The sequence below is a fragment of the Ruegeria aquimaris genome (assembly GCF_025751555.1).
In the GTDB taxonomy this organism is placed as follows: domain Bacteria; phylum Pseudomonadota; class Alphaproteobacteria; order Rhodobacterales; family Rhodobacteraceae; genus Ruegeria_B; species Ruegeria_B aquimaris.
Genome location: NZ_JAOWLB010000031.1, coordinates 1 through 18,996, shown reverse-complemented (window position 1 = coordinate 18,996; position 18,996 = coordinate 1). Strand labels below are relative to the sequence as shown.

General features: G+C 62.9%; 20 protein-coding genes and 1 pseudogene. 12 read left to right on the top strand and 9 right to left on the bottom strand.

Annotated features, from left to right (window positions below; translation table 11 throughout):
• The first annotated feature begins 55 nt into the window (after positions 1 to 55).
• Positions 56 to 1,543 (top strand): FAD-dependent oxidoreductase, encoded by a 1,488-nt coding sequence (locus OE747_RS23195; protein ID WP_263830831.1) that lies wholly within the window; start codon positions 56 to 58, stop codon positions 1,541 to 1,543.
• 128 nt (positions 1,544 to 1,671) lie between these two features.
• A complete protein-coding gene (locus OE747_RS23190; protein WP_263830830.1) occupies positions 1,672 to 2,016 on the top strand; it encodes a RidA family protein in 345 nt (114 codons plus the stop codon).
• A gap of 17 nt (positions 2,017 to 2,033) precedes the next feature.
• Here OE747_RS23190 and OE747_RS23185 read toward each other — a convergent pair whose 3' ends face one another.
• A complete protein-coding gene (locus OE747_RS23185; protein ID WP_263830829.1) occupies positions 2,034 to 3,032 on the bottom strand; it encodes an AraC family transcriptional regulator in 999 nt (332 codons plus the stop codon).
• 151 nt (positions 3,033 to 3,183) lie between these two features.
• Between OE747_RS23185 and OE747_RS23180 the strand changes: the two genes are divergently transcribed.
• From OE747_RS23180 to OE747_RS23165, 4 genes are all read left to right on the top strand, one after another.
• On the top strand, positions 3,184 to 3,645 hold the full coding sequence (locus OE747_RS23180) for a cupin domain-containing protein (RefSeq protein ID WP_164130062.1): 462 nt from the start codon (positions 3,184 to 3,186) through the stop codon (positions 3,643 to 3,645).
• A 15-nt stretch (positions 3,646 to 3,660) separates the two neighbouring features.
• The gene (locus OE747_RS23175; protein ID WP_263830828.1) at positions 3,661 to 5,148 is read left to right on the top strand and encodes a flavin-containing monooxygenase; all 1,488 of its coding nucleotides are present in this window, start codon (positions 3,661 to 3,663) and stop codon (positions 5,146 to 5,148) included.
• A 103-nt stretch (positions 5,149 to 5,251) separates the two neighbouring features.
• A complete protein-coding gene (locus OE747_RS23170; RefSeq protein ID WP_263830827.1) occupies positions 5,252 to 5,635 on the top strand; it encodes a rhodanese-like domain-containing protein in 384 nt (127 codons plus the stop codon).
• Positions 5,636 to 5,709: 74 nt separating this feature from the next.
• Positions 5,710 to 5,889 (top strand): hypothetical protein, encoded by a 180-nt coding sequence (locus OE747_RS23165; RefSeq protein ID WP_263830826.1) that lies wholly within the window; start codon positions 5,710 to 5,712, stop codon positions 5,887 to 5,889.
• Positions 5,890 to 5,987: 98 nt separating this feature from the next.
• Here OE747_RS23165 and OE747_RS23160 read toward each other — a convergent pair whose 3' ends face one another.
• A complete protein-coding gene (locus OE747_RS23160; protein WP_263830825.1) occupies positions 5,988 to 6,788 on the bottom strand; it encodes an alpha/beta fold hydrolase in 801 nt (266 codons plus the stop codon).
• A gap of 49 nt (positions 6,789 to 6,837) precedes the next feature.
• Here OE747_RS23160 and OE747_RS23155 point away from each other — a divergent pair, with 49 nt between their 5' ends.
• Entirely contained in the window at positions 6,838 to 7,212 is a 375-nt protein-coding gene (locus OE747_RS23155) for a hypothetical protein (protein ID WP_263830824.1), read from the top strand.
• Here OE747_RS23155 and OE747_RS23150 read toward each other — a convergent pair.
• Positions 7,205 to 8,092: a DUF817 domain-containing protein gene (locus tag OE747_RS23150; RefSeq protein WP_263830823.1), complete on the bottom strand. Its 888-nt coding sequence runs from the start codon at positions 8,090 to 8,092 to the stop codon at positions 7,205 to 7,207. The genes OE747_RS23155 and OE747_RS23150 overlap by 8 nt on opposite strands.
• A gap of 82 nt (positions 8,093 to 8,174) precedes the next feature.
• Positions 8,175 to 9,470, bottom strand: a complete 1,296-nt coding sequence (glyA, locus tag OE747_RS23145; RefSeq protein WP_263830822.1) for a serine hydroxymethyltransferase — start codon at positions 9,468 to 9,470, stop codon at positions 8,175 to 8,177.
• A 169-nt stretch (positions 9,471 to 9,639) separates the two neighbouring features.
• On the opposite strand from glyA, the gene OE747_RS23140 reads away from it, so the two are divergent.
• Entirely contained in the window at positions 9,640 to 10,401 is a 762-nt protein-coding gene (locus OE747_RS23140) for an NAD kinase (RefSeq protein ID WP_263830821.1), read from the top strand.
• 340 nt (positions 10,402 to 10,741) lie between these two features.
• Here OE747_RS23140 and OE747_RS23135 read toward each other — a convergent pair whose 3' ends face one another.
• Entirely contained in the window at positions 10,742 to 11,791 is a 1,050-nt protein-coding gene (locus tag OE747_RS23135; protein WP_263830820.1) for a pyridoxal-phosphate dependent enzyme, read from the bottom strand.
• Positions 11,792 to 11,892: 101 nt separating this feature from the next.
• On the opposite strand from OE747_RS23135, the gene OE747_RS23130 reads away from it, so the two are divergent.
• From OE747_RS23130 to OE747_RS23115, 4 genes are all read left to right on the top strand, one after another.
• Positions 11,893 to 12,357, top strand: a complete 465-nt coding sequence (locus OE747_RS23130) for an Lrp/AsnC family transcriptional regulator (RefSeq protein WP_263830819.1) — start codon at positions 11,893 to 11,895, stop codon at positions 12,355 to 12,357.
• Between the two features lie 140 nt (positions 12,358 to 12,497).
• Positions 12,498 to 13,655, top strand: a complete 1,158-nt coding sequence (locus tag OE747_RS23125) for an amidohydrolase (protein ID WP_263830818.1) — start codon at positions 12,498 to 12,500, stop codon at positions 13,653 to 13,655.
• Positions 13,646 to 14,809, top strand: a complete 1,164-nt coding sequence (locus OE747_RS23120; RefSeq protein ID WP_263830817.1) for a M24 family metallopeptidase — start codon at positions 13,646 to 13,648, stop codon at positions 14,807 to 14,809. Before OE747_RS23125 ends, OE747_RS23120 begins: the two co-directional genes overlap by 10 nt.
• Positions 14,810 to 14,818: 9 nt before the next feature.
• Positions 14,819 to 15,559, top strand: coding sequence for a maleate cis-trans isomerase family protein (locus OE747_RS23115; RefSeq protein ID WP_263830816.1), 741 nt, complete (start codon positions 14,819 to 14,821; stop codon positions 15,557 to 15,559).
• A 201-nt stretch (positions 15,560 to 15,760) separates the two neighbouring features.
• On the opposite strand, the gene OE747_RS23110 is transcribed toward OE747_RS23115, so the two are convergent.
• The 4 genes and pseudogenes from OE747_RS23110 to OE747_RS23095 all read right to left on the bottom strand — a co-directional run.
• Complete coding sequence (locus tag OE747_RS23110) at positions 15,761 to 17,560, bottom strand: calcium-binding protein (protein ID WP_263830815.1); 1,800 nt, start codon at positions 17,558 to 17,560, stop codon at positions 15,761 to 15,763.
• A complete protein-coding gene (locus OE747_RS23105) occupies positions 17,511 to 18,110 on the bottom strand; it encodes a hypothetical protein (protein WP_263830814.1) in 600 nt (199 codons plus the stop codon). The genes OE747_RS23110 and OE747_RS23105 overlap by 50 nt, the downstream gene beginning before the upstream one ends.
• On the bottom strand, positions 18,088 to 18,483 hold the full coding sequence (locus OE747_RS23100; RefSeq protein WP_263830813.1) for a hypothetical protein: 396 nt from the start codon (positions 18,481 to 18,483) through the stop codon (positions 18,088 to 18,090). The genes OE747_RS23105 and OE747_RS23100 overlap by 23 nt, the downstream gene beginning before the upstream one ends.
• A gap of 139 nt (positions 18,484 to 18,622) precedes the next feature.
• Positions 18,623 to 18,996: pseudogene (locus tag OE747_RS23095) on the bottom strand (hypothetical protein); the annotation flags it as partial.

Here is an 18,996-nt window from a genome sequence, read left to right as displayed (position 1 = left end):
GAAAAGACGCGGTTCCGCCAAGCACGCAAAGGAAATACGAATTCGTGCCCGTAGCGTGGCAGCCTCTGAACAGGTGAAATGGCGCGCGCCTTTTACACATGAACAGCTTGGAGTGTTCGAAAGGCAGGTTCGCGGACAGGTGGTTGTTCCCGGTGACCCCGACTATGACGCGGCGCGGCAGGTGTTCTACCGGCAGTTCCAGTGCTTCCCCGAGATCATTGTCTATTGCGAGTGTTCCAGCGACGTTCGGAACTGCCTTGCCTTTGCATCGACACACGAGCTGAAGCCCGTTTGTCGCTCGGGTGGGCACAGTTCGGCGGGCTTTTCGATCAACAACAGCATGGTCATTGATCTGAGCCGGATCAATTCGGTGTGGGTTGACCAGGTGACGCGGCGCGCGGTTGTCGGCGCGGGGACATCCTTTCACCGGCTCAACGCGGTACTGTCCGATTTCGGCCTGCACGTGCCCGGTGGCGGCTGTGACGATGTCTGCGTCGGTGGGTATATGCAGGGGGGCGGGTACGGGTTCACCTCGCGCGAGTTCGGGATGAATTGCGACAACGTTGTGCAGGTCGAAATGATGCTGTGGAACGGCGGAGTTGTCATCGCCGATGAAGCCACCAATGCCGATCTTTACTGGTGCGTGCGGGGCGGGATGGGGAGCAACTTTGGCGTCCTGCTCAGCATCACGTACCAGCTTCACGAAGTGGGGGAGATGTATGGCTTTGGGCTGAGCTGGGACGCCGCCGATGCCCCGGCGGCGCTGGTGATGCTGCAACAGAACTACATAGGTGGGATAGCGCTCGAAAAACTGGGCTACCAATGCGCGGTGATGATGGCGGATGGCCAGCCGCGTCTCTACATGCGCGGCCTTTATAATGGCGACGAGCAAAGCTGCGCGGAGGTGATCAAGGATTTGCGCGACCTCCCCGGCACACATCTGGATATCCAGATGACCGGACCTTATGTCGAACTGAACCACAGGTTGCTGGACGAACCTGTCCCGATCCCTTCCGCTCCCGACTATGTTTTCGAGGAAAAACAGTCGGGTTACATCGACAAGATGCTCGATGAGGCCAATTGGAAGATGATGCTCGACTTCATGGCGACCTGCCCAAACCCGTGGAACGATATCGGCATGGAACCCTATGGCGGGGCAATCGCACGCACCGATGACCCGAATTCCTTTGTTCACCGCGGGGTCTATATGAACCTGTTTATTGAGGTCTTCTGGCTCCGGCAGGAGGATTATCAGACAAATATCGAGTGGCTGGACGGCTTCATGGCACTAATGGCGCCGTTCATGAATGGCCAGTCTTATCAGAATTACCCCCGACCGGGTGTCAAGGATGCGCCAAACGCCTATTGGGCCGACTATCTGGGCACGCTTGCGCAGGTAAAGAGCAAGTACAACCCGTTCGACTGGTTCGCCAACCCACAGCACATTCGCCTACACGAGATCGATCCCCCGTGGACACCGCCGCCGAAGGGGCCCAAGTTTCCCGACACGCCGATTGTCTACTCCCAGCCCCCCAGGACATAGACGAAGGGTCGCTCGGCCGCCGCCAGGATGAAGGGGCATGACGCCGGGTCCTGAGGTTCAGACCGTTTCGCACTGGAGGACGCCGATGCCCGGTGCTATGGGGTCCAAAACCTCTCGGAGACAAGACAATGACCATCACCCGTATCGGGACCGGCCAGCGCATGAGCAAGATCGTCAAGCACAATGGCACCGCCTATCTGTGCGGGCAGGTGGGCGATGGCGCAACCGTGGCCGACCAGACCCGCGATTGCCTGGCACGTGTCGATGCCCTGCTGGCCGAGGCCGGCTCGGACCGGACACGCATACTTCAAGCCATCGTCTGGCTTGCCGACATGGGTGATTTCGCCGAGATGAACGCGGTCTGGGATGCCTGGGTGCCCGAGGGGCACGCCCCCGCCCGCGCCTGTGGCGAGGCGCGTCTGGCGCGCGATACGCTCAAGGTCGAGGTCATCGTCACGGCCGCCTGCGACTGATCCCGGCGGGCGTCGGGTCAGTTCAGATAGTGCTGCTTGCGTGTCTGGCTTGGCCCTTCGCCAAAGCGGGCTGCATACTGGGCCGAAAACCGGCCCAGATGCGCAAAGCCTGCCGCGCCTGCGATGCTGGCGATTGTGGTCTGTGGCGGGCTTTCCAGCAACAGATAGCGCGCGTAATTCAGGCGTAGCAGCCGCAGATAGGCGAGCGGTGTCATTTCCAGCAATTGGCTGAAGCCCAGTTGCAGGTTGCGGGGCGAGGTTCCGGCCGCCGCCGCGATATCGCTCAATGTCAGCGGGTCGGCGAGATGCGCCTGCATGTATTCGCGGGCACGCCGGACATGCGGCGTCAGCGAGCCGGTTTCGGGGCGTTCCAGCAGGGGTGAGATCGAACTGGGTTGCGCCCGTAGGAACCCCACGATCAACTCGTCTTCGACGAGCGTCCGGCTCAGCGTTTGATCGGGGTCCAGCAAGCCGCCGTGATCCACCGCCGAGACCGCGCGCCGGAACAAACCGAGCCAGAGCTGCATTTCGGGACGGGTGCGGTCGATGCTGGGATCAAAGCGAACGGGCGCCTGAAGGCTGTTTCCCGTCAACGCCTCTGCCACCGAGGTCAGCCGGGCCTTGTCGATCTGGAGGAGCACCTGTTCGCAGCCTTCTTTCCACCGCATCCGGGTATGCCGGTCGGGGTTGAGCACAGAGGCGGTTACGGTGCCGGTCTCAACTTCGCTGGTGCCATTTCGGATCAGCGCACTGCCCCGGATCGGAACCTGTATCAGATAGAACGATCCAAGCTCGCCGGGCTCGATCGTGACATCGGCGCCATATCGGATGTAGTTGTAGAACAGCCCGTTGCCGCCCGCCCGGTGCTGGCAGGCATCGAGCCGGTCGGCGCGTGATTCTCTTTCGAGGCGATGCCCGCAAAAATTCCGTGCCACCAGCGCGCGCGCCTCGTCCAGTTCCCGTGTCTGGAACTGTCTGAACCGCTGAAGCGGCGTTTTGTCCGGTTTGCTGAGCATGCGATCAGCATGACTCGGAGAAAACGAAACACAAAGTGTTTCCGCTTTCCAGCCCGCAAAGATGTGCGGAAAATTTCGCTTTTCGGATATTCGGGCGCCGCGCCGCTTCATAGCGTTTCCCAAAATACCTCGCAAAAAGGAGAACAGGGAAATGGAAACAACTGCCGGAGTGACATCCGCCAAGGCCGGGCTGGAGGGGTTGGCCTGGAACGTGGTGGGTCAGACCTACACGCCGAAACTGCACAGCGACAACGTGTTCATGTGGCACGCCGCGGTGCCGGCCGACACGTTCGTGCCGCCGCATGTGCATCCGACGCAGGATGAATGGATCCTGGTGCTGGACGGTGAATTGGAAGTGGATTTTGGTTTCGAGACCGGGAACGTGACCGCGAACAAGGCAGGCCCCGGTGACGTTGTGCGGATGCCTAGGGGCGTCGCGCATGGCGTCTTCAACCGCTCGGGCAAGGATGCGACCTGCGTCTTTGGCGTGGCGCCGTCCCGCAAACTCTTCGATCTGTTCAAGGCGCTCGATGGGGTGACCGATCCGGCCGAGCTGGTGCGGCTTTCAGCGCTGCACGAGGTTGATTTCCTGCCGCCACCCGACGCTCAGTAAGCAGGAGACAGACCCATGGTAAAACGAAAGAACGTCGCCGTCATCGGCGGCGGGGTGTCGGGTCTTGCCGCGGCAAAGGCGTTCGATGAACGCGGGCACCGTGTGTTCGGGTTCGAGCGGACCCATGATTTTGGCGGCGTGTGGGAGCTGTCGCGCTCCTATCCCGATGTCCAGACCCAAAGCCCCAAGGATCTGTATTGTTACACGGACCTGCCGATGCCGGAGGATTATCCGGAATGGCCCAAGGGGCCACAGGTACACGCCTATCTGCACAGCTATGCCCGAAAGCATGAGCTGACGCGGCTGTTTCAGCTCAATACCAATATCCTGTCGATGGACCGTAGGACCGATGGCAAATCGGGCTGGACCCTCACCATCGAGGCGGCAGGTCAGGTGCGACAGCAGGATTTCGACTTTGTCGCGATCTGCACCGGGCAGTTTTCCGACAAGAACATCATCTCCCATCCGGGGCAGGACGAGTTCGTGGCCGAGGGCGGGCAGGTAATGCACTCGTCGGAATACACCGACAGCAATCTCGCACGGGGCAAGCATGTGGTGGTTCTGGGCGGGTCGAAATCGGCCACCGACCTTGTCGTGAATGCCGCCCGCAACGGCGCGAAATCAGTGACCTTTGTCTATCGCGAACCGGTCTGGCGGGTGCCCTATTTTGTGGGCGGGATCAATTTCAAACGGCTACTCTACATGCGGGCGCAGGAGCAGCAGTTCAACCAATGGGGCAAGTCCCCGCTGCAACGGGTGATCGCGGCCGTTCTGAAACCGCTGGTCTGGCTGAACTTCCGCGGGCTGGAGATGATGCTGAAGACCCAGTTGGGGCTGAAGAAATGGAACATGGTTCCCGATGTGCCGATCGAAAAGGATGTCTCTTGCTCGATCCCGATCGTCACGCCCGGCCTGTTCGAAGGGTTCAAGGACGGCTCGATCCGCCCCATACAGGGCACATATGACCATTATGAAAAGGGCCATGTGGTGTTGACCACGGGCGACCGGGTGCCTTGCGACCTGTCGGTTCTGGCCGTGGGTTGGAAGCTGGGCATTCCCTATCTGGCGCAGGAATACCTTGGCAAGCTGATCGAGGCGGACGGCCAATACCGCGTCTATCGTCTGTCGGTGAACCCGGATGTGCCGGATATGGGATTTGTCGGGTTCAACTCGTCTTTCTGTACGATCCTGTCGGCCGAGATGATCGCCAACTGGCTGGTGCGCTATGCGGACGGGCAATTGGCCAACCAGCCCACGGCCCGGCAGATGAACGACAATATCGAGATGATGCTGCACTGGAAGCGCAACGAACGTCCCGCCGCGCAGGTCTATGGCGGGCTCTGCTCGGCACCGTTCCATTTCAAGCATTTCGACGAGCTGCTGGCCGATATGGGGGCCAAGGTCCGCAAGCGTGCCAATCCGCTGGCCGAGCAGTTCTCTTATCCCAACGCACAGGCTTTTGGGCGTTTCCTGGCGTCAACGCCGCAGTATCAGGCGGGATGAGCGTCGCGCGGGCATTCCATCGGGTTTGCCCGCACGAAAGTGACTTACATCTGCCGAAAATGGCATGTTATCCTGACCCGGAACCTAGCAGGAGACAGTGCAGATGGCATTGACAGTCAAGGACATGATGGCGGCGGCAAACGCGGCTGTGCCGCGTATCGACAGCGCGCGGGCAGAGGATCTGGTCGCGAAAGGCGCGCTTTTGCTCGACATTCGCGATGCGCCAGAGCTGCAAAAGATGGGGCGCGCGGCGGGCTCACACCACATTCCGCGTGGCATGCTGGAATTCCGCGCCGACCCGGAAACTCCGTTCCACGACCCCGAACTGCGCAAGGATCGGGTGATCGTTCTGCACTGCGCCTCGGGCGGACGGGCCGCGCTGGCGGGCAAGCTGCTCAAGGATATGGGCTATGCCGAGGTCTACAACCTGGGCGGCTTTGCCGACTGGGCGGGGGCGCGGGTCGAGCCGGTCGATCCCGGAATGTGATCGAGATCAAGGACGTCACATTCAAATCTTGAGATATCACTGCCGGACGCGCCTGATTTTCTGGAGTACCGGCCATGATGCGCCTTGCCTCGATTCTGTATAGCCTGATCTCGACCGCTCTGGCGGGCACCGCCGTTATTGCGGTGCTGACCGCCGGGATGGTTTCGCTCAACGCGATCCTGCTGGCGTCCGCTGCGGGATTTGTCGTTGCAGCGCCCGTCAGTTGGTGGGTGGCCCGGCGGCTCTACGATTAGGAGGTTTGACTGCTGACAGGGCGTCGGTGGGCCGGCCCACCGGATTCCCGGGCGTGTTTCTTACCTGATAGAAGCAAATAGGGCCTTGAGAGCCGTGCTCAGGCGTTCAGAAACGTCCGGGCGGCGGCTTCGAACTCGCGTGGTTTGTCCGCATGCAGCCAATGGCCGGCACCCGGTATCTTGGCAAAGCGGGCGGCGGGGAAGAGCGCACGTATGCGGTCGCGATGCTCCGGGCGGACATAGTCGGACTCGGCTCCGGCCAGGAACAGGGTGGGGCCCGACCAATGTCCTGACCGCTCGGGAAACGACATGATCGCGGGCATGTTCGCGGCGAGCGCATCGAGGTTCAGCCGCCAGCGTTTGCCGGGCAGGTCGAGCGACTGGGTAAAGAAGCTCTGCAACGCCTTTTCGACCCCCTGTTCGGCCAGCATCTCTTCGGCGTCCGAGCGGCGTTCGACCCGGGACAGGTCAACGGCGCGCATTGCCGCGATAAAAGGCAGCTGGGTGTGCGAATAGGGGACCGGCGCGATATCGGCCACCACGAGGCGGCGCACCATCTCGCCGTGGTTCAACGCCAGCATCATCGCGGTCTTGCCGCCCATGGAATGGCCGATCACATCCGCTTGACCACCATGGTGGGCAATTACCTCGGCCAGGTCCTCGGCCATGACCGGATAGTCGTGCCGGTCTGACCAGGGGCTGTCGCCATGGTTGCGCATGTCGACGGCGATGACCTGCCGCTGGTCGGCAAGGCGTCTGGCAATCACGCCCCAGTTCCGGCCCGAACCATAAAGGCCATGGGCGATGAGCAGGGGCGGGTATTCGGTTGGCGAGCCGTGGATGATCGTGTTCAGCATAGCGCCCTGATAGCGTGCCCGCCGGGGCACGACCAGCCCCATTGAGACCGGCGCGCAGATTGTCTAGGGTGCCTGCCGGGGGATCCGGCGGATGACAGAACAGAACCAGATTCAGGATCAGATCGCGGTGACGGTGGCCTTGCTGCGCGAGCGTTTGGGCGTGCGTGGCAAGTCGCTGCGCCAGGCGCTGCGCCGGGCCAAGCATCGGCTGCCGCGCCGCATCTATCGCCGCGCCATGGATCTGGCGCGGATCGAGGCCATGGTCGATCACCCCAAGCTGCGCCTGACCCTAGACAGCCCGCACCTGCTCTCCGCTGCTGGAGAGGTGCAGACGCATCTGCGCGGCATCGACCTTGCCGACCAGCGCAAGGGATGGTGGCTGGGCATGCTGGGCGGGCTGGCGTTCAACCTGTTGGCGTTTGCGGCGCTGTTGCTGGCCTTTCTGGCCTGGCGCAAGATCATCTGAGCAGAGGTGCTGTCCGGGGCGCGGCATCCGGGCGCGGGCGCGCCCTGTCGCCGAGCGCGTCGCGCAGGATCAGTGTGACGGTGACAAAACTGACATAGAGCAGCAGGTACCACGAGCCCATCTTGCTGAACCTGACCATCTCGCCCGCCGCCTGCCCGTTATAGAGCCAGGTACGGGTTGCGGTGCCGATATTCTCCGCCAGCCACAAAAAGAAACTGCTCAGGAACGCGGCCAGCGGCAATGGCATCCAATAGCGCGCATCGCCGATGCGGAACCAGATGCGGGTACGGGCATAAAGCAGGACGGTGGCGGCAAATAGGGCCAGCCGGATGTCGGGCAGAAAGTGATGGGCAAAGAAGTTCACATAGATCGCCACCGCCAGCAGCAGGGTCAGAGCAAAGGGCGGATAGGGCGCAAAACGTATGTCAAAGAGTCGGATCACCCGCGCCATGTAGGAGCCGACCGAGGCATACATGAACCCCGAAAACAGTGGCACGCCCCACAGTTTGAGCAGACCGTCACCGGGATAGTCCCAGCTTCCGGCCTGCAGCTTGAAGATCTCCATCGCCGTGCCGGTGAGGTGAAACAGCGCGATCACCTTCGCCTCGCGCCAGCTTTCCATTCCGGTCAGCAGAAACAGTGCTTGCAGCGCCAGCGCATAGATCAACAGCGCATCATAGCGCGCCAGGGGCCAGCCGGGCTGCCAGATCCGGTCCGAGACGATCAGCCTGGCCAGCAGCAGCGCCCCGAACAGCGCCGCCCAGCCTTGTTTCAGCGTGAACATCACCAGTTCCGACAGCACATGCGGCGGGCGTGCACGCATCCAGTCGCCCAGGCGGCGCTCCAGCCGCCGTGTGCGGTTACCTGTTCCACCTGTCATGATCAGCCCTGCACCTTTACCAAACAAAACCGCCACCGGGGGTGCCCGGTGGCGGTGGCAATGTCAATTGCGGGAAACCTGATCAGAGGTTCGGGTAGATCGGGAAGCGGGCGCAGAGTGCTGCGACTTCGGCCTTCACCTTTTCCTCGACGGCGCTGTTACCGTCCTCGCCATTGGCGGCCAGCCCATCCACGACCTCGATGATCCAGTCTGCGATCTGGCGGAACTCGGCTTCGCCGAAGCCGCGCGTGGTACCGGCGGGCGAGCCCAAGCGGATGCCACTGGTGATGGTCGGCTTTTCCGGGTCAAACGGTACGCCGTTCTTGTTGCAGGTGATATGGGCGCGCCCCAGCGCCTTTTCGGTGGCATTGCCCTTCACCCCTTTGGGGCGCAGGTCGACCAGCACCACATGGGTGTCGGTGCCATGGGTCACAGTGTCCAGACCGCCCTTGATCAGCTGGTCGCTCAGCGCTTGAGCATTGATGACTACCTGCTGGATGTAGCTCTTGAACTCGGGCCGCAGCGCTTCGCCAAAGGCCACGGCCTTGGCCGCGATCACATGCATTAGCGGTCCGCCCTGAATACCAGGGAAGATAGCCGAGTTGATCTTCTTGGCGATGTCCTCGTCATTGGTCAGGATCATGCCGCCGCGCGGGCCGCGGAGGGTCTTGTGCGTGGTGGTCGTGGCCACATGGGCATGCGGGAAGGGCGAGGGATGCTCGCCCGCCGCCACCAGACCGGCGAAATGCGCCATGTCCACGTGCAGATAGGCGCCGACCATGTCGGCAATCTGGCGCATGCGGGCAAAGTCGATCTGGCGCGGGATGGCCGAGCCGCCAGCGATGATCAGCTTGGGCTGGTGTTCCTTCGCCAGCGCCTCGACCTGATCGTAGTCCAGCATGTTGTCCTGCTTGCGCACGCCGTATTGCACCGCGTTGAACCACTTGCCCGACTGGTTGGGGGCCGCGCCATGGGTCAGGTGACCGCCAGCGTCCAGCGACATGCCCAGTATGGTATCACCCGGCTTGATCAGCGCCTGGAACACGCCCTGGTTGGCCTGGCTGCCTGAATTCGGCTGCACATTGGCGAAACCGCAGTTGAACAGTTCCTTGGCCCGCTCAATGGCCAGGTTCTCGGCGATGTCCACGAACTGGCACCCACCGTAGTAGCGGCGGCCGGGATAGCCCTCGGCATATTTGTTCGTCATCACCGAGCCTTGCGCCTCCATCACGGCGGCCGAGACGATGTTCTCGCTGGCGATCAGTTCAATCTCGTCGCGCTGGCGGCCGAGTTCCTGGGTGATCGCGCCGAACAGTTCGGGATCGCGGTCGGACAGGGGTTGGGTAAAGAAACCGGTGTCACGAAGATTGGCGTTCATGGGGGCTCCGCATGGCTGGGGGTCGATTTGCGCGATTTCCTATAGGAAACCGGACGTCCGCAAAAGGCTGTAAAGCGACGAATTGGCCAACTGCGGCGTCAAGTCTGGCCTCTCGCGGAAAGGTATGATTGTTTCGGAACCGAATGCGCAACACCGGAAACCTGATCTGATGCCTCAGAGAATCGCCTTTCTGGCCAGCGACGCGCCGGTGGCCCAGACCGCCCGGGCCGCGTTGGTGGGCCGCTATGGCAATGTCGCGCCGCGGGATGCCGAGGTTATCGTCGCCTTGGGTGGCGACGGGTACATGCTGCGCACTCTGCACGGTACGCAACATCTTGATGTGCCGGTCTATGGCATGAATCGCGGCACCATCGGGTTCCTGATGAACGAGTATTCCGAAACCGACCTGCTGGACCGGCTAACCGCAGCCGAAGAAGAGATCATAAACCCGCTGTCGATGACCGCGATGGATCAGTCCGGCCAGGTTCACAAGGCCCTTGCGATCAACGAGGTCTCGCTGTTGCGCGCGGGGCCGCAAGCGGCCAAGCTCAAGATCACGGTGGATGGGCGGTTGCGTCTGGCGGAACTGGTTTGCGATGGCGCGCTCCTGTCCACGCCCGCGGGATCGACCGCGTATAACTATTCCGCCCACGGGCCGATCCTGCCCATCGGTTCCGATGTTCTGGCGCTGACCGCGATTGCCGCGTTCCGCCCGCGCCGGTGGCGCGGCGCCCTGTTGCCCAATACGGCCCGGGTCCGGTTCGACGTTGTCGATGCCGACAAACGCCCGGTCATGGCGGATGCCGATTCTACCTCGATCCCCGATATCGACTGGGTCGAAATCCGGTCCGAACCCGCGATCCGGCATCGCATCCTCTTCGATCCCGGCCACGGGCTCGAAGAGCGATTGATTTCCGAGCAATTTACCTGATTTCCGGTCGTTTACGATTTTTTGCCGTTCTGTGACCAATATCACAGGCACAAATGGTTTTGTCTGTCAGTCTCCAGGTGTCGGCGCACTTTGTAAGGTGGAAGTGAGTGGCCGCCTTACTTGGTTTTTCGAGACGAGTATGCATGTTTTGCAGGCGGGCGCAGGCATTGACTTGCGTCCGCAGACAGGTCGCCGATGAGTGTTTTTCCAGAACGATATGACCTCGGGTGACTCGTGTGTCCACCCGGGGTCAATTACGTCGGGACCATGCGACAGGCAAAGTGTTTACCCTGTTCTTTGAGCCTTCTGCTCCACTCGTCCGGAACGGTCGCTTGCGCCCCTATGTCCGGCCTTCTGACACGATGATCAGGGGGCGGATCACCTCTCCGCCAGCGACTTTCACAGGATGCTTGAGAAGCCCTGCATATCCGGCGGCTCCGGACGGCGTGGTTGCGATGCCCAATGCGGTGACTGCCTCGGCCGCAGCCGCGCCTTCCTCTTCGGAGAGCGCAACATAGGTGACGCCAGCGGCTTCCAGCGCGGCCCAGGCGACGATGGAGGGTTCCTTGCAGTCCAGCCGACCCATCTCGGAATCAGGACCATCGGCACGGGTGGGGCGTCCCGCGCGGTGGCTGGCCTGCAAACAGGCGGCGGCTTCGGGCTCGACCACGATCAGCTCGGGCTGCTGCGACCAGTTCCGTCGAATCATATAGGCCATGGCCGCGGCCAGCCCGCCAACGCCAGCCTGAAGAAAGACATGGGTCGGCCACTGGCCGGACGCCTCGAAGCTTTCGCGCAACTCCTCGGCGATGACGCAGTAGCCTTCCATCACCCATTTCGGGATTTCGGTGTATCCCGGCCATGTGCCGTCGGCGAGCAGGACGGCGCAGGAGCTTTCGGCATCGGCGATGGCGGCGTCGACACTTTCATCATAGACCTTGCCCGAGCGGACCACCTCGGCGCCGAGGGCGCGCAGGCGGTCGGCAAAACCGCCGGGCACCGTGGCCGCAAGATGGATACGCGCCTTGGCACCCATCGCGGCCGCACCTGCCGCAACGCCCATTCCGTGATTGCCCGCGCTGGCGCAGACAAAGGTGAACTCCGCCGCAAAGGCACGCACGTCGTCATCTTGATAGCGCGCGGGCGTCAGCGTCTCGCCGGTTTGCCGATGCCAGGCGGCGTCCAATATGCGCGCAACGGCATAGGGCGCCCCCAGAGCCTTGAACGCGCCCAGGCCCATGCGGCCGGTTTCATCCTTGGCAAGCACGGTGACGCCACCCGGCCCGTCCAACTGGCGAAGCGGTGAGACGGCATAAGACGCCTGGGTTCTGAAAAACCGCAAGGCGCGCGCGAAATCGGGGGTGAAGTCGAGGGATTGTGCGTGTGTCATGATCGGCAAATTACAGAAGCTGTGCGAGCCGATGTGTTCATATCCGGCCGGGAGACCGATAATATTTCTCGACATCCCGACCCATAGCGTAAGGATTCGACATGTCCCTGGTTCTCGATGACGCTGACCTGACGATTCTGCGTGTCTTGCAGAAAGACAGCCGTGCCGGGCTGGAGCAGCTGGCCTATGAATGCGGCCTTTCGGTCCCCTCGGTGCAGCGCAGGCTCAAGCGGATGCGCGATGCAAAACTAATCCAGAAGGAAGTCGCGGTGCTCGACCCGTCGCAGTTCGACTGTCGCATGACCTTTGTCGTTCTGGTCGAACTGGAAAGGGAATCGCTGCAACAACTGGATCTGTTCCGTAAACGGGCCAAGGCCGAACCGCAGGTGCAGCAATGCTACTATGTGACGGGCGAGGCGGATTTCATCCTGATCTGTACAGCCCGCGACATGCAGGATTTCGAGGCGCTGACGCACCGGCTGTTCTTTGAGAATTCGAATGTCAGGCGGTTCCGGACATCTGTGGCGATGGAGCGGACAAAGGTCGGTCTGGAACTGCCGATCTGAGTACCGACAGGAAACAGCCATCGAAACCGGTCGCCAAACCGCCCGTTCGCGAAAATCTTTTTGCCGCAGTGACCGCCCGGTGATGCCTAACCCGCAATCGATTGCGCTATGAATGGTGCAACTGGCGGGAAGGGACCTGGATGGGTGATTTTGAATCTCGGATGATGCGGCTTCGGCGCGACCTGCACCGGTATCCCGAGCTTGGGTTTCGGGAAGACCGTACAAAACAGGTCGTCGCCGCGTTTCTGCGCGACATCGGGCTTGAGGTCCACGAAGGTGTGGGCGTTGTCGGTGTCCTGAGGAATGGCACCGGCAATGGTGCGATTGCCTTGCGCGCGGATATGGATGCGCTTCCGATCACCGAGACCTCGATACATGATTACGTCTCCGAGACAATTGGCGTGATGCATGCCTGCGGTCATGATGGCCATACGACCATGCTGCTCGGCGCTGCCGAGCGGCTGGCGGCCTCCCCGGATTTCGACGGCACGGTGGTTTTCCTGTTCCAACCGAACGAGGAACACGGGCTGGGCGCGCAGGCCATGCTGGACGAAGGCGTGCTGGAGCGGTTTCCGGTGGAAGAGGTCTATGCCATCCACAACCTGCCCGGTGCGCCGGTGGGGCAGGTTTCGACGCGCGCCGGGATCATCTGCAACAGCGAGACCTTGTTCGAGATCGAGATCAAGGGGCAGGGCGGCCATGCCTCGATGCCGCAGACCGGGGTGGATGCCATCACCGTCGGCGCCGAGATCGTGACCGCACTTCAGACCATCGTCTCGCGCAAGCTGGCGCCTGCCGCCGGGGTAGTGGTTTCCGTCACCGAGTTCGTGACCGACGGCCAGCGCAATGTGCTGCCGGGCAACGCCACGCTAAAAGGTGATTTCCGGGCCCGTTCGCCCGAGGATAGGGGCACCGTGGAACGCCTCATGCGGCAAGTGGCACAGGGCGTCGCAGCCGCGCATGGCATTTCCGCAAACGTCACCTTCGATACGCAGTTTGTCGAAACGATCAACGCGCCCGGCCCGGTCGAAGCGGTCTACAGGGCGGCCGAGGCTGCGGGCTGCGACCTGGTGCGCGACCGCACACCGATGAGTTTTTCCGAGGATTTCGCGCAGTTTTCGGCCCGGGTACCAGGCTGTTTCCTGTTGCTTGGCAATGGCGATGCGGGTGCGCACGGCCAGCCGCTGCATTCCTCGGACTATGATTTCAACGATGCGCTATTGCCGATTGGCGCGGAATTCTGGGTCAGGCTGGTTCGGGACCGGCTGCCTTTGCGACAGGAGCACGAATGCCCATGATCCCCGAAAGAGGTTTCCCCGAGGCTGAGTACGCCATGCGCACCGCCAAGGCACAGGCCGCCATGGCGCGGGACGGGCTGGCCGGGCTGTTGCTGACCACGGAACCCGAGATGCGCTATTTCAGCGGGTTTCACACGCTGTTCTGGCAAAGCCCGACGCGCCCCTGGTTTCTGTTCGTGCCCGCCACGGGCAAGCCGGTGGCGGTGATCCCCGAGATCGGCGCCGAACTGATGCGCGGGACCTGGATCGAGGATATCCGGACCTGGAGCGCGCCCGCGCCCGAGGATGACGGTATCACCCTGCTGACCGAGTTGCTTGCACCTCATGCGCGTGGGGAAGTCGTTGGTTTGCTGAAAGGCCACGAAACCCATCTGCGCATGCCGCTCAACGATTACGAGCGGCTGCTGGCCGGGCTCGGCGGCTTGCGGATCGCGGATGCGACCGGACTGATCCGGGATCTGCGCATGGTGAAGTCCGAGGCAGAGATCGAAAAGATCGGACATGCCTGCGCGATTGCCTCGCGCAGCTTTGCCCGTCTGCCCGAGATCGCGGCGGAGGGGCAGCCGCTGGAAGATGTGTTTCGCGCCTTTCGTCGCGAGATGCTGGGGCAGGGGGCTGACGACATACCTTATCTGGTGGGTGGTGCCGATCGGGGCGGATATCACGACGTGATCTCGCCACCCTCGCGCCGTCCGCTGGCGCGGGGCGATATCCTGATGCTCGATACCGGGTCGACCTGGGATGGTTATTTCTGCGATTTCGACCGCAACTGGGCCATAGGCAGTGCCGACGACGCCTCTCGCCGGGCCTATGACGTGCTCTGGCGCGCGACCGAGGCCGGTTTGGCCGCAGCACGCCCCGGAGCGACATGCCGAGATATTTTCAAGGCAATGCAAGGTGTTATCGCCGAGATGGACAGCCAAGGCGGCGATGTCGGGAGGCTTGGGCACGGCCTGGGCATGCAACTGACCGAATGGCCGTCACATGCCGCTTGGGATACAACCGAAATCGTGGAAAACATGGTTCTGACACTGGAACCGTCGCTCGGCTACGGGGACGGGCGTATCATGGTGCACGAGGAAAACATCGTAGTGCGCAAGGGCGGGGCGCAACTGCTGACGGAACGGGCCGCGCCCGAGCTTCCTATCATCTAAGGGTTTGCAATGAAAATAGATTTCACCACTGACGACGGGATCGGAACGCGGGCGACATTGGGTGTTATCGTGCTCGAGACCGACGAAACGCTGGAGCCTGAGTTTGCGCGAATGATGGATCTGGCCGGGGTCGCGCTTTATCACAGCCGCATCCCCATGGTGCCCGAGATCCGGCCCGATACCCTGGCCCGGATGGAGCAGGACCTGCCCGCCTCAACCCGGCTGATGCCCTCGTCGCTGCGTTTTGACGCGATCGGGTTTGGCTGTACTTCGGCCTCGACCGTGATCGGCTCGGCGAATGTGGCCCGCGCGATCGAGAGTGTTTGCGCCGGGGCAAAGGTGACCGATCCGCTGGCCGCGATCATTGCGGCGTGCCGGTATCTTGGAGCGAAAAAGCTCGGTTTTGTAACGCCTTACATTCCGGATGTCTCTGCCGGGATGCGCCGGAAACTGGAAGAAGCCGGGTTTGAAATTGCCGGTTTCGGGTCGTTCGAGGAAGGCGATGACCGGGTGGTGGCGCGGATTTCCGAGGCGTCGATTGCCGCTGCGGTCGAACAGGTCGTGGCGCAGGCGCCGTGTGATGCGGTGGTGGTGTCCTGCACCAATCTGCGTTGCCTCAATGTCATTCCGGCGGTGGAAAAACGCATCGGCGTGCCGGTGGTGTCGAGCAACCTTGCGCTGGGCTGGCACATGCTGCGCCTGGCCGGAGTAACGGAGAGCAGGCCGGAACTGGGGCGGTTGTTCGGGTAAGCCAGTGGAGCGAGTTTAACCGAATCGAAGCTTTGGGGCATCGTGACGGGGCCGAGCTCCCCCGGTCCGGTCGGTACGTCGAATTGACCGTTTTGTACGTGTCTCCGGACCCGGGTTGTCCGTTTTGTACAACGCCCCGGGGATCTCCGGCGTCTGGTGGCGGGCGGGAAAGGCGGACACAGTCCGCCTCCCCGGTGGGTCTCAGGCCAAGAGGTCGAACACATCGGCGCCGATTTGCAGGTTGATGCTCTCCTGCCCGGTGCCATCCACCAGCGCCCACATGATCTGGCCCGTGGGGCGATAGATCACGAAAGCCTCCTGCACCGCGTCGTCGCCTGCGCGTTCGCCGTCCGCATTTGCGGTATGGGCAAAGTTGACCTGGAACTGCGCGCGGGTTGCGGACGCATTGCCAAAGAGCAGAACATCGCCCGCGGCGGAATTGTAATCCTGTACCCAGTCCGAGCCGTGACCTTCGACACCCACGTGAAAGAACTTGTCCGCGCCCGAACCGCCATTGATCCGGTCGTGGCCGAAGCCGCCGTTGACGAAATCGTCGCCGGCACCGCCATAGACCAGATCGGAGAAGGAAGAGCCCGTGATGACGTCATCGCCATCCTGGCCCTGCAACTCGTCCACACCCGCGCCACCCGCGATGGTATCGTTGCCGCCCTGGCCATAGACCAGATCGTTACCCGCGCCCGCATCGACCGAGTCGTTGCCATCGCCCGCGTAGATCACATCGCGCAGGTCGTCGCCGGTATGGCCGCCGGTGATGGTATCGTCGCCCGGGCCGCCATTGATCGTGTCGGCGCCGTCTCCGGCGCGGAGCCCGTCATTGCCTTCGAAACCGCGCAGCAGGTCGTTTCCGGCCAGCCCCTTGATCTCGTCCGGGCCCGGTGTACCGTCCAGCGTGTCGGGGCCGGGGGTGCCCCGGAGCGGCCCGGTGGCGCCCAGCATGGTGCCGACAAGCGTCCCGGTCCGTGTATGGGTTCCAAGCAGGGGGCCGCCGATTTCGGTTGTCAATGTGATGCGGTAGCCTTCGGGCACTTCGGTAAGCAGATCGCCGATCACCTCCAGTTCAACCCGGCGGACGTTGTCGGGGCCGTCGCTGGCCGGTTGGAACCGGTCCGCATAAGAGCCGTCGGCATTCTCGCGGGTGATGGTCAGCACGTCGAAGGAGAGGGTCCCTGACAGTGCCGTTCCCGGCGCGAAATCCGCCGCCGAGACCGGGCTGGACCCGTCGCCGGTGACCGACCAGCCGATGTCGAAGGCGGTCAGGGGATCACCGACGCGGATGATGTTGAAGGCGATCTTGCCGGTTTCGGGATCCTGGCCGATATTGTGGAGATAGACCAGCGTGTCGCCCGCGGTATAGCTTGACATGCCCGTGCTGCTGGTCAGGACGCCGGTGGCGGCGTCCCCGGCAAGGCCCGGGGAGCCGATGTTGCCGTCAGCGCCGAAACGCCCGGCGCTTCCGTTGGCAGCCTGCCCGGTGATCGGAAAGCTGTTGGAGCCGGGCGCGTCCAGGTCCCAGCCGCGGATTTCTTCGCGGACGGCATTCACAAAGGACGAGTCCTGGCTGGCCTGAAAGAAGCTGTCGCCGGCAGCACCGGTCAACAGCCCGTTGTGATCCAGGCGTTCCGCCGGTCCCAGTTCGGTACCGCCCTCGCCACCGAAACTTTCGCCGCCCCGACCTGCGCGCCCGGCATCGCCGCCGCTGCCGGATTCGGCTGTGTTGGCCGGGCCGGAGCGCGGGTCGCCGCCCGGCAGGGCGGCGTTGCCGTTCAGGGTGCCGTGGTTGATGATGGTCGCGGCGGCGCCACCGGTGCCGCCATTGCCGCCGTCACCGCCGAAACCGGCCTCGTTGGTGATTTCCTGGTACACGGTGGCGACGAGGAACCTTTGCTCTCGTTCGGTTTCCGGGTGAATGACGGTCACCGGGCCAAAGATATCACGCGCCCAGGGCTCGTCCCACAGCGCCTTCGGGATCTCCCAGGTCACGCTGCGCTGGCCTTGCAGGGCCCATGCCGCTATTGCCGCCGTCGCCACCATAGCTGCTGCCCCCGGCGCCGCCGCCGCCGCCGGACCCGGCCTGGCCGCCGGTCGCCTCGTTGCCCTGGGCGAGGGTGCCCGAGGAGAGCCGCCCGCCGAACACGGTGTCGATCAGGATCAGGCTGCCTTCGTTGAAGATCGCACCGGCGGCATCACCGCCATCGCCGCCATCGGCACCTTCACCGCCATGGCCGCCCGCGATCAGGTTTTCCTTCATGAAACGCTGGTCGGCATAATAGGCGCCCGAGCGCAGCTCGGTCCAGGTGTCGGACAGGCCGTCATCGGCCTCGGAGCGTCCGCCCGCCCCGCCCCAGCCGCCGGATTGACCGATCTCGCCATAAGCCTTGTTCTGACCAAAGCCGACCCGTTCCAGGGTCAGTTTCCCCCGGTTGAGAATCGAGCCCGCGGCGTTGACGCCGTCGACACCATCGGTGGCGTTGCCGCCGTCGCCCGCATCGTCGTTGCCGTTGCCGCCGTTAAAGCCGGTGCCGGGGGTCACGGTTCCCCAGGCGCCGCCGGTGCCACCCGCAGCCGGGTTCCTGGGCGCTTCCTCGAAGGTCTTGGGCCGGTCGAAACCGCCGACAAAAATTCACATTGGTGATGGTGACATTTGCGCCGGAGGAGATGCTCAGGTGGCGTTCGTCTGCGGCGTCGCGCAGCATGATGTCGCTGACGCCGTCATTGTTGTGATCGCCCTGGATCGTCAACTCGCCCGTGATCGTCAGTTCGTCGCTGAGCCGGATCACGCGCAGACCGCTATCGAACCGGATGGTATCCGCTTCGGGGTTTGCGTTGGCGGCCGCGACGGCCTGTTCGAAGGTCATGCCAGCAGAACCGGCCTCTCCGGTGGAAACAACGGAATAGACAGCCATGTTTGTTCCCTCTGTCCTGTCATCCCTTTGGCTGAACGCGCAATGGCGCCCCGAATATTCTGACATTCAGGCATAATGGCCCGGTTATCCGGGCGGGCGTTTCGGCGGGGATGCCGAAACGCCCGATTGCATGCGCCGATCAGAGCCCTTCGAACGGCAGGCGCAGATCGAACACGTCGCTGCCGATCTGGAGGTTGATCGACCCCTGTCCGGCGCCATCGACCAGTGCCCACATGATCTGGCCCGTCGGGCGGTAGATGACGAAGGCCTCTTGCACGTCGTCATTGCCCGAGCGCTCGCCCACGTCGTTTTCGGTGTGGGCGAAATTGACCTGGAACTGCCCGCGCGTGGCGGCGGCGTTACCGAAGAGGAGAACGTCGCCCTCGGCGGCGTTATAGTCCTGCACCCAGTCATTCCCGTGGCCAAAGACACCGATATGGAAGAACTTGTCCGCGCCCGAGCCGCCGTTGATCCGGTCGGAGCCGAAGCCGCCATTGACGAAGTCGTTGCCCG

Excerpts from the sequence above, each read along its gene's own strand:
- OE747_RS23190 (WP_263830830.1), top strand. The coding sequence starts at position 1,672 with ATGACCATCACCCGTATCGGGACCGGCCAGCGCATGAGCAAGATCGTC.
- OE747_RS23185 (WP_263830829.1), bottom strand. The coding sequence starts at position 3,032 with ATGCTCAGCAAACCGGACAAAACGCCGCTTCAGCGGTTCAGACAGTTC.
- OE747_RS23180 (WP_164130062.1), top strand. The coding sequence starts at position 3,184 with ATGGAAACAACTGCCGGAGTGACATCCGCCAAGGCCGGGCTGGAGGGG.
- OE747_RS23175 (WP_263830828.1), top strand. The coding sequence starts at position 3,661 with ATGGTAAAACGAAAGAACGTCGCCGTCATCGGCGGCGGGGTGTCGGGT.
- OE747_RS23170 (WP_263830827.1), top strand. The coding sequence starts at position 5,252 with ATGGCATTGACAGTCAAGGACATGATGGCGGCGGCAAACGCGGCTGTG.
- OE747_RS23165 (WP_263830826.1), top strand. The coding sequence starts at position 5,710 with ATGATGCGCCTTGCCTCGATTCTGTATAGCCTGATCTCGACCGCTCTG.
- OE747_RS23160 (WP_263830825.1), bottom strand. The coding sequence starts at position 6,788 with ATGGGGCTGGTCGTGCCCCGGCGGGCACGCTATCAGGGCGCTATGCTG.
- OE747_RS23155 (WP_263830824.1), top strand. The coding sequence starts at position 6,838 with ATGACAGAACAGAACCAGATTCAGGATCAGATCGCGGTGACGGTGGCC.
- OE747_RS23150 (WP_263830823.1), bottom strand. The coding sequence starts at position 8,092 with ATGACAGGTGGAACAGGTAACCGCACACGGCGGCTGGAGCGCCGCCTG.
- glyA (WP_263830822.1), bottom strand. The coding sequence starts at position 9,470 with ATGAACGCCAATCTTCGTGACACCGGTTTCTTTACCCAACCCCTGTCC.
- OE747_RS23140 (WP_263830821.1), top strand. The coding sequence starts at position 9,640 with ATGCCTCAGAGAATCGCCTTTCTGGCCAGCGACGCGCCGGTGGCCCAG.
- OE747_RS23135 (WP_263830820.1), bottom strand. The coding sequence starts at position 11,791 with ATGACACACGCACAATCCCTCGACTTCACCCCCGATTTCGCGCGCGCC.
- OE747_RS23130 (WP_263830819.1), top strand. The coding sequence starts at position 11,893 with ATGTCCCTGGTTCTCGATGACGCTGACCTGACGATTCTGCGTGTCTTG.
- OE747_RS23125 (WP_263830818.1), top strand. The coding sequence starts at position 12,498 with ATGGGTGATTTTGAATCTCGGATGATGCGGCTTCGGCGCGACCTGCAC.
- OE747_RS23120 (WP_263830817.1), top strand. The coding sequence starts at position 13,646 with ATGCCCATGATCCCCGAAAGAGGTTTCCCCGAGGCTGAGTACGCCATG.
- OE747_RS23115 (WP_263830816.1), top strand. The coding sequence starts at position 14,819 with ATGAAAATAGATTTCACCACTGACGACGGGATCGGAACGCGGGCGACA.
- OE747_RS23100 (WP_263830813.1), bottom strand. The coding sequence starts at position 18,483 with ATGGCTGTCTATTCCGTTGTTTCCACCGGAGAGGCCGGTTCTGCTGGC.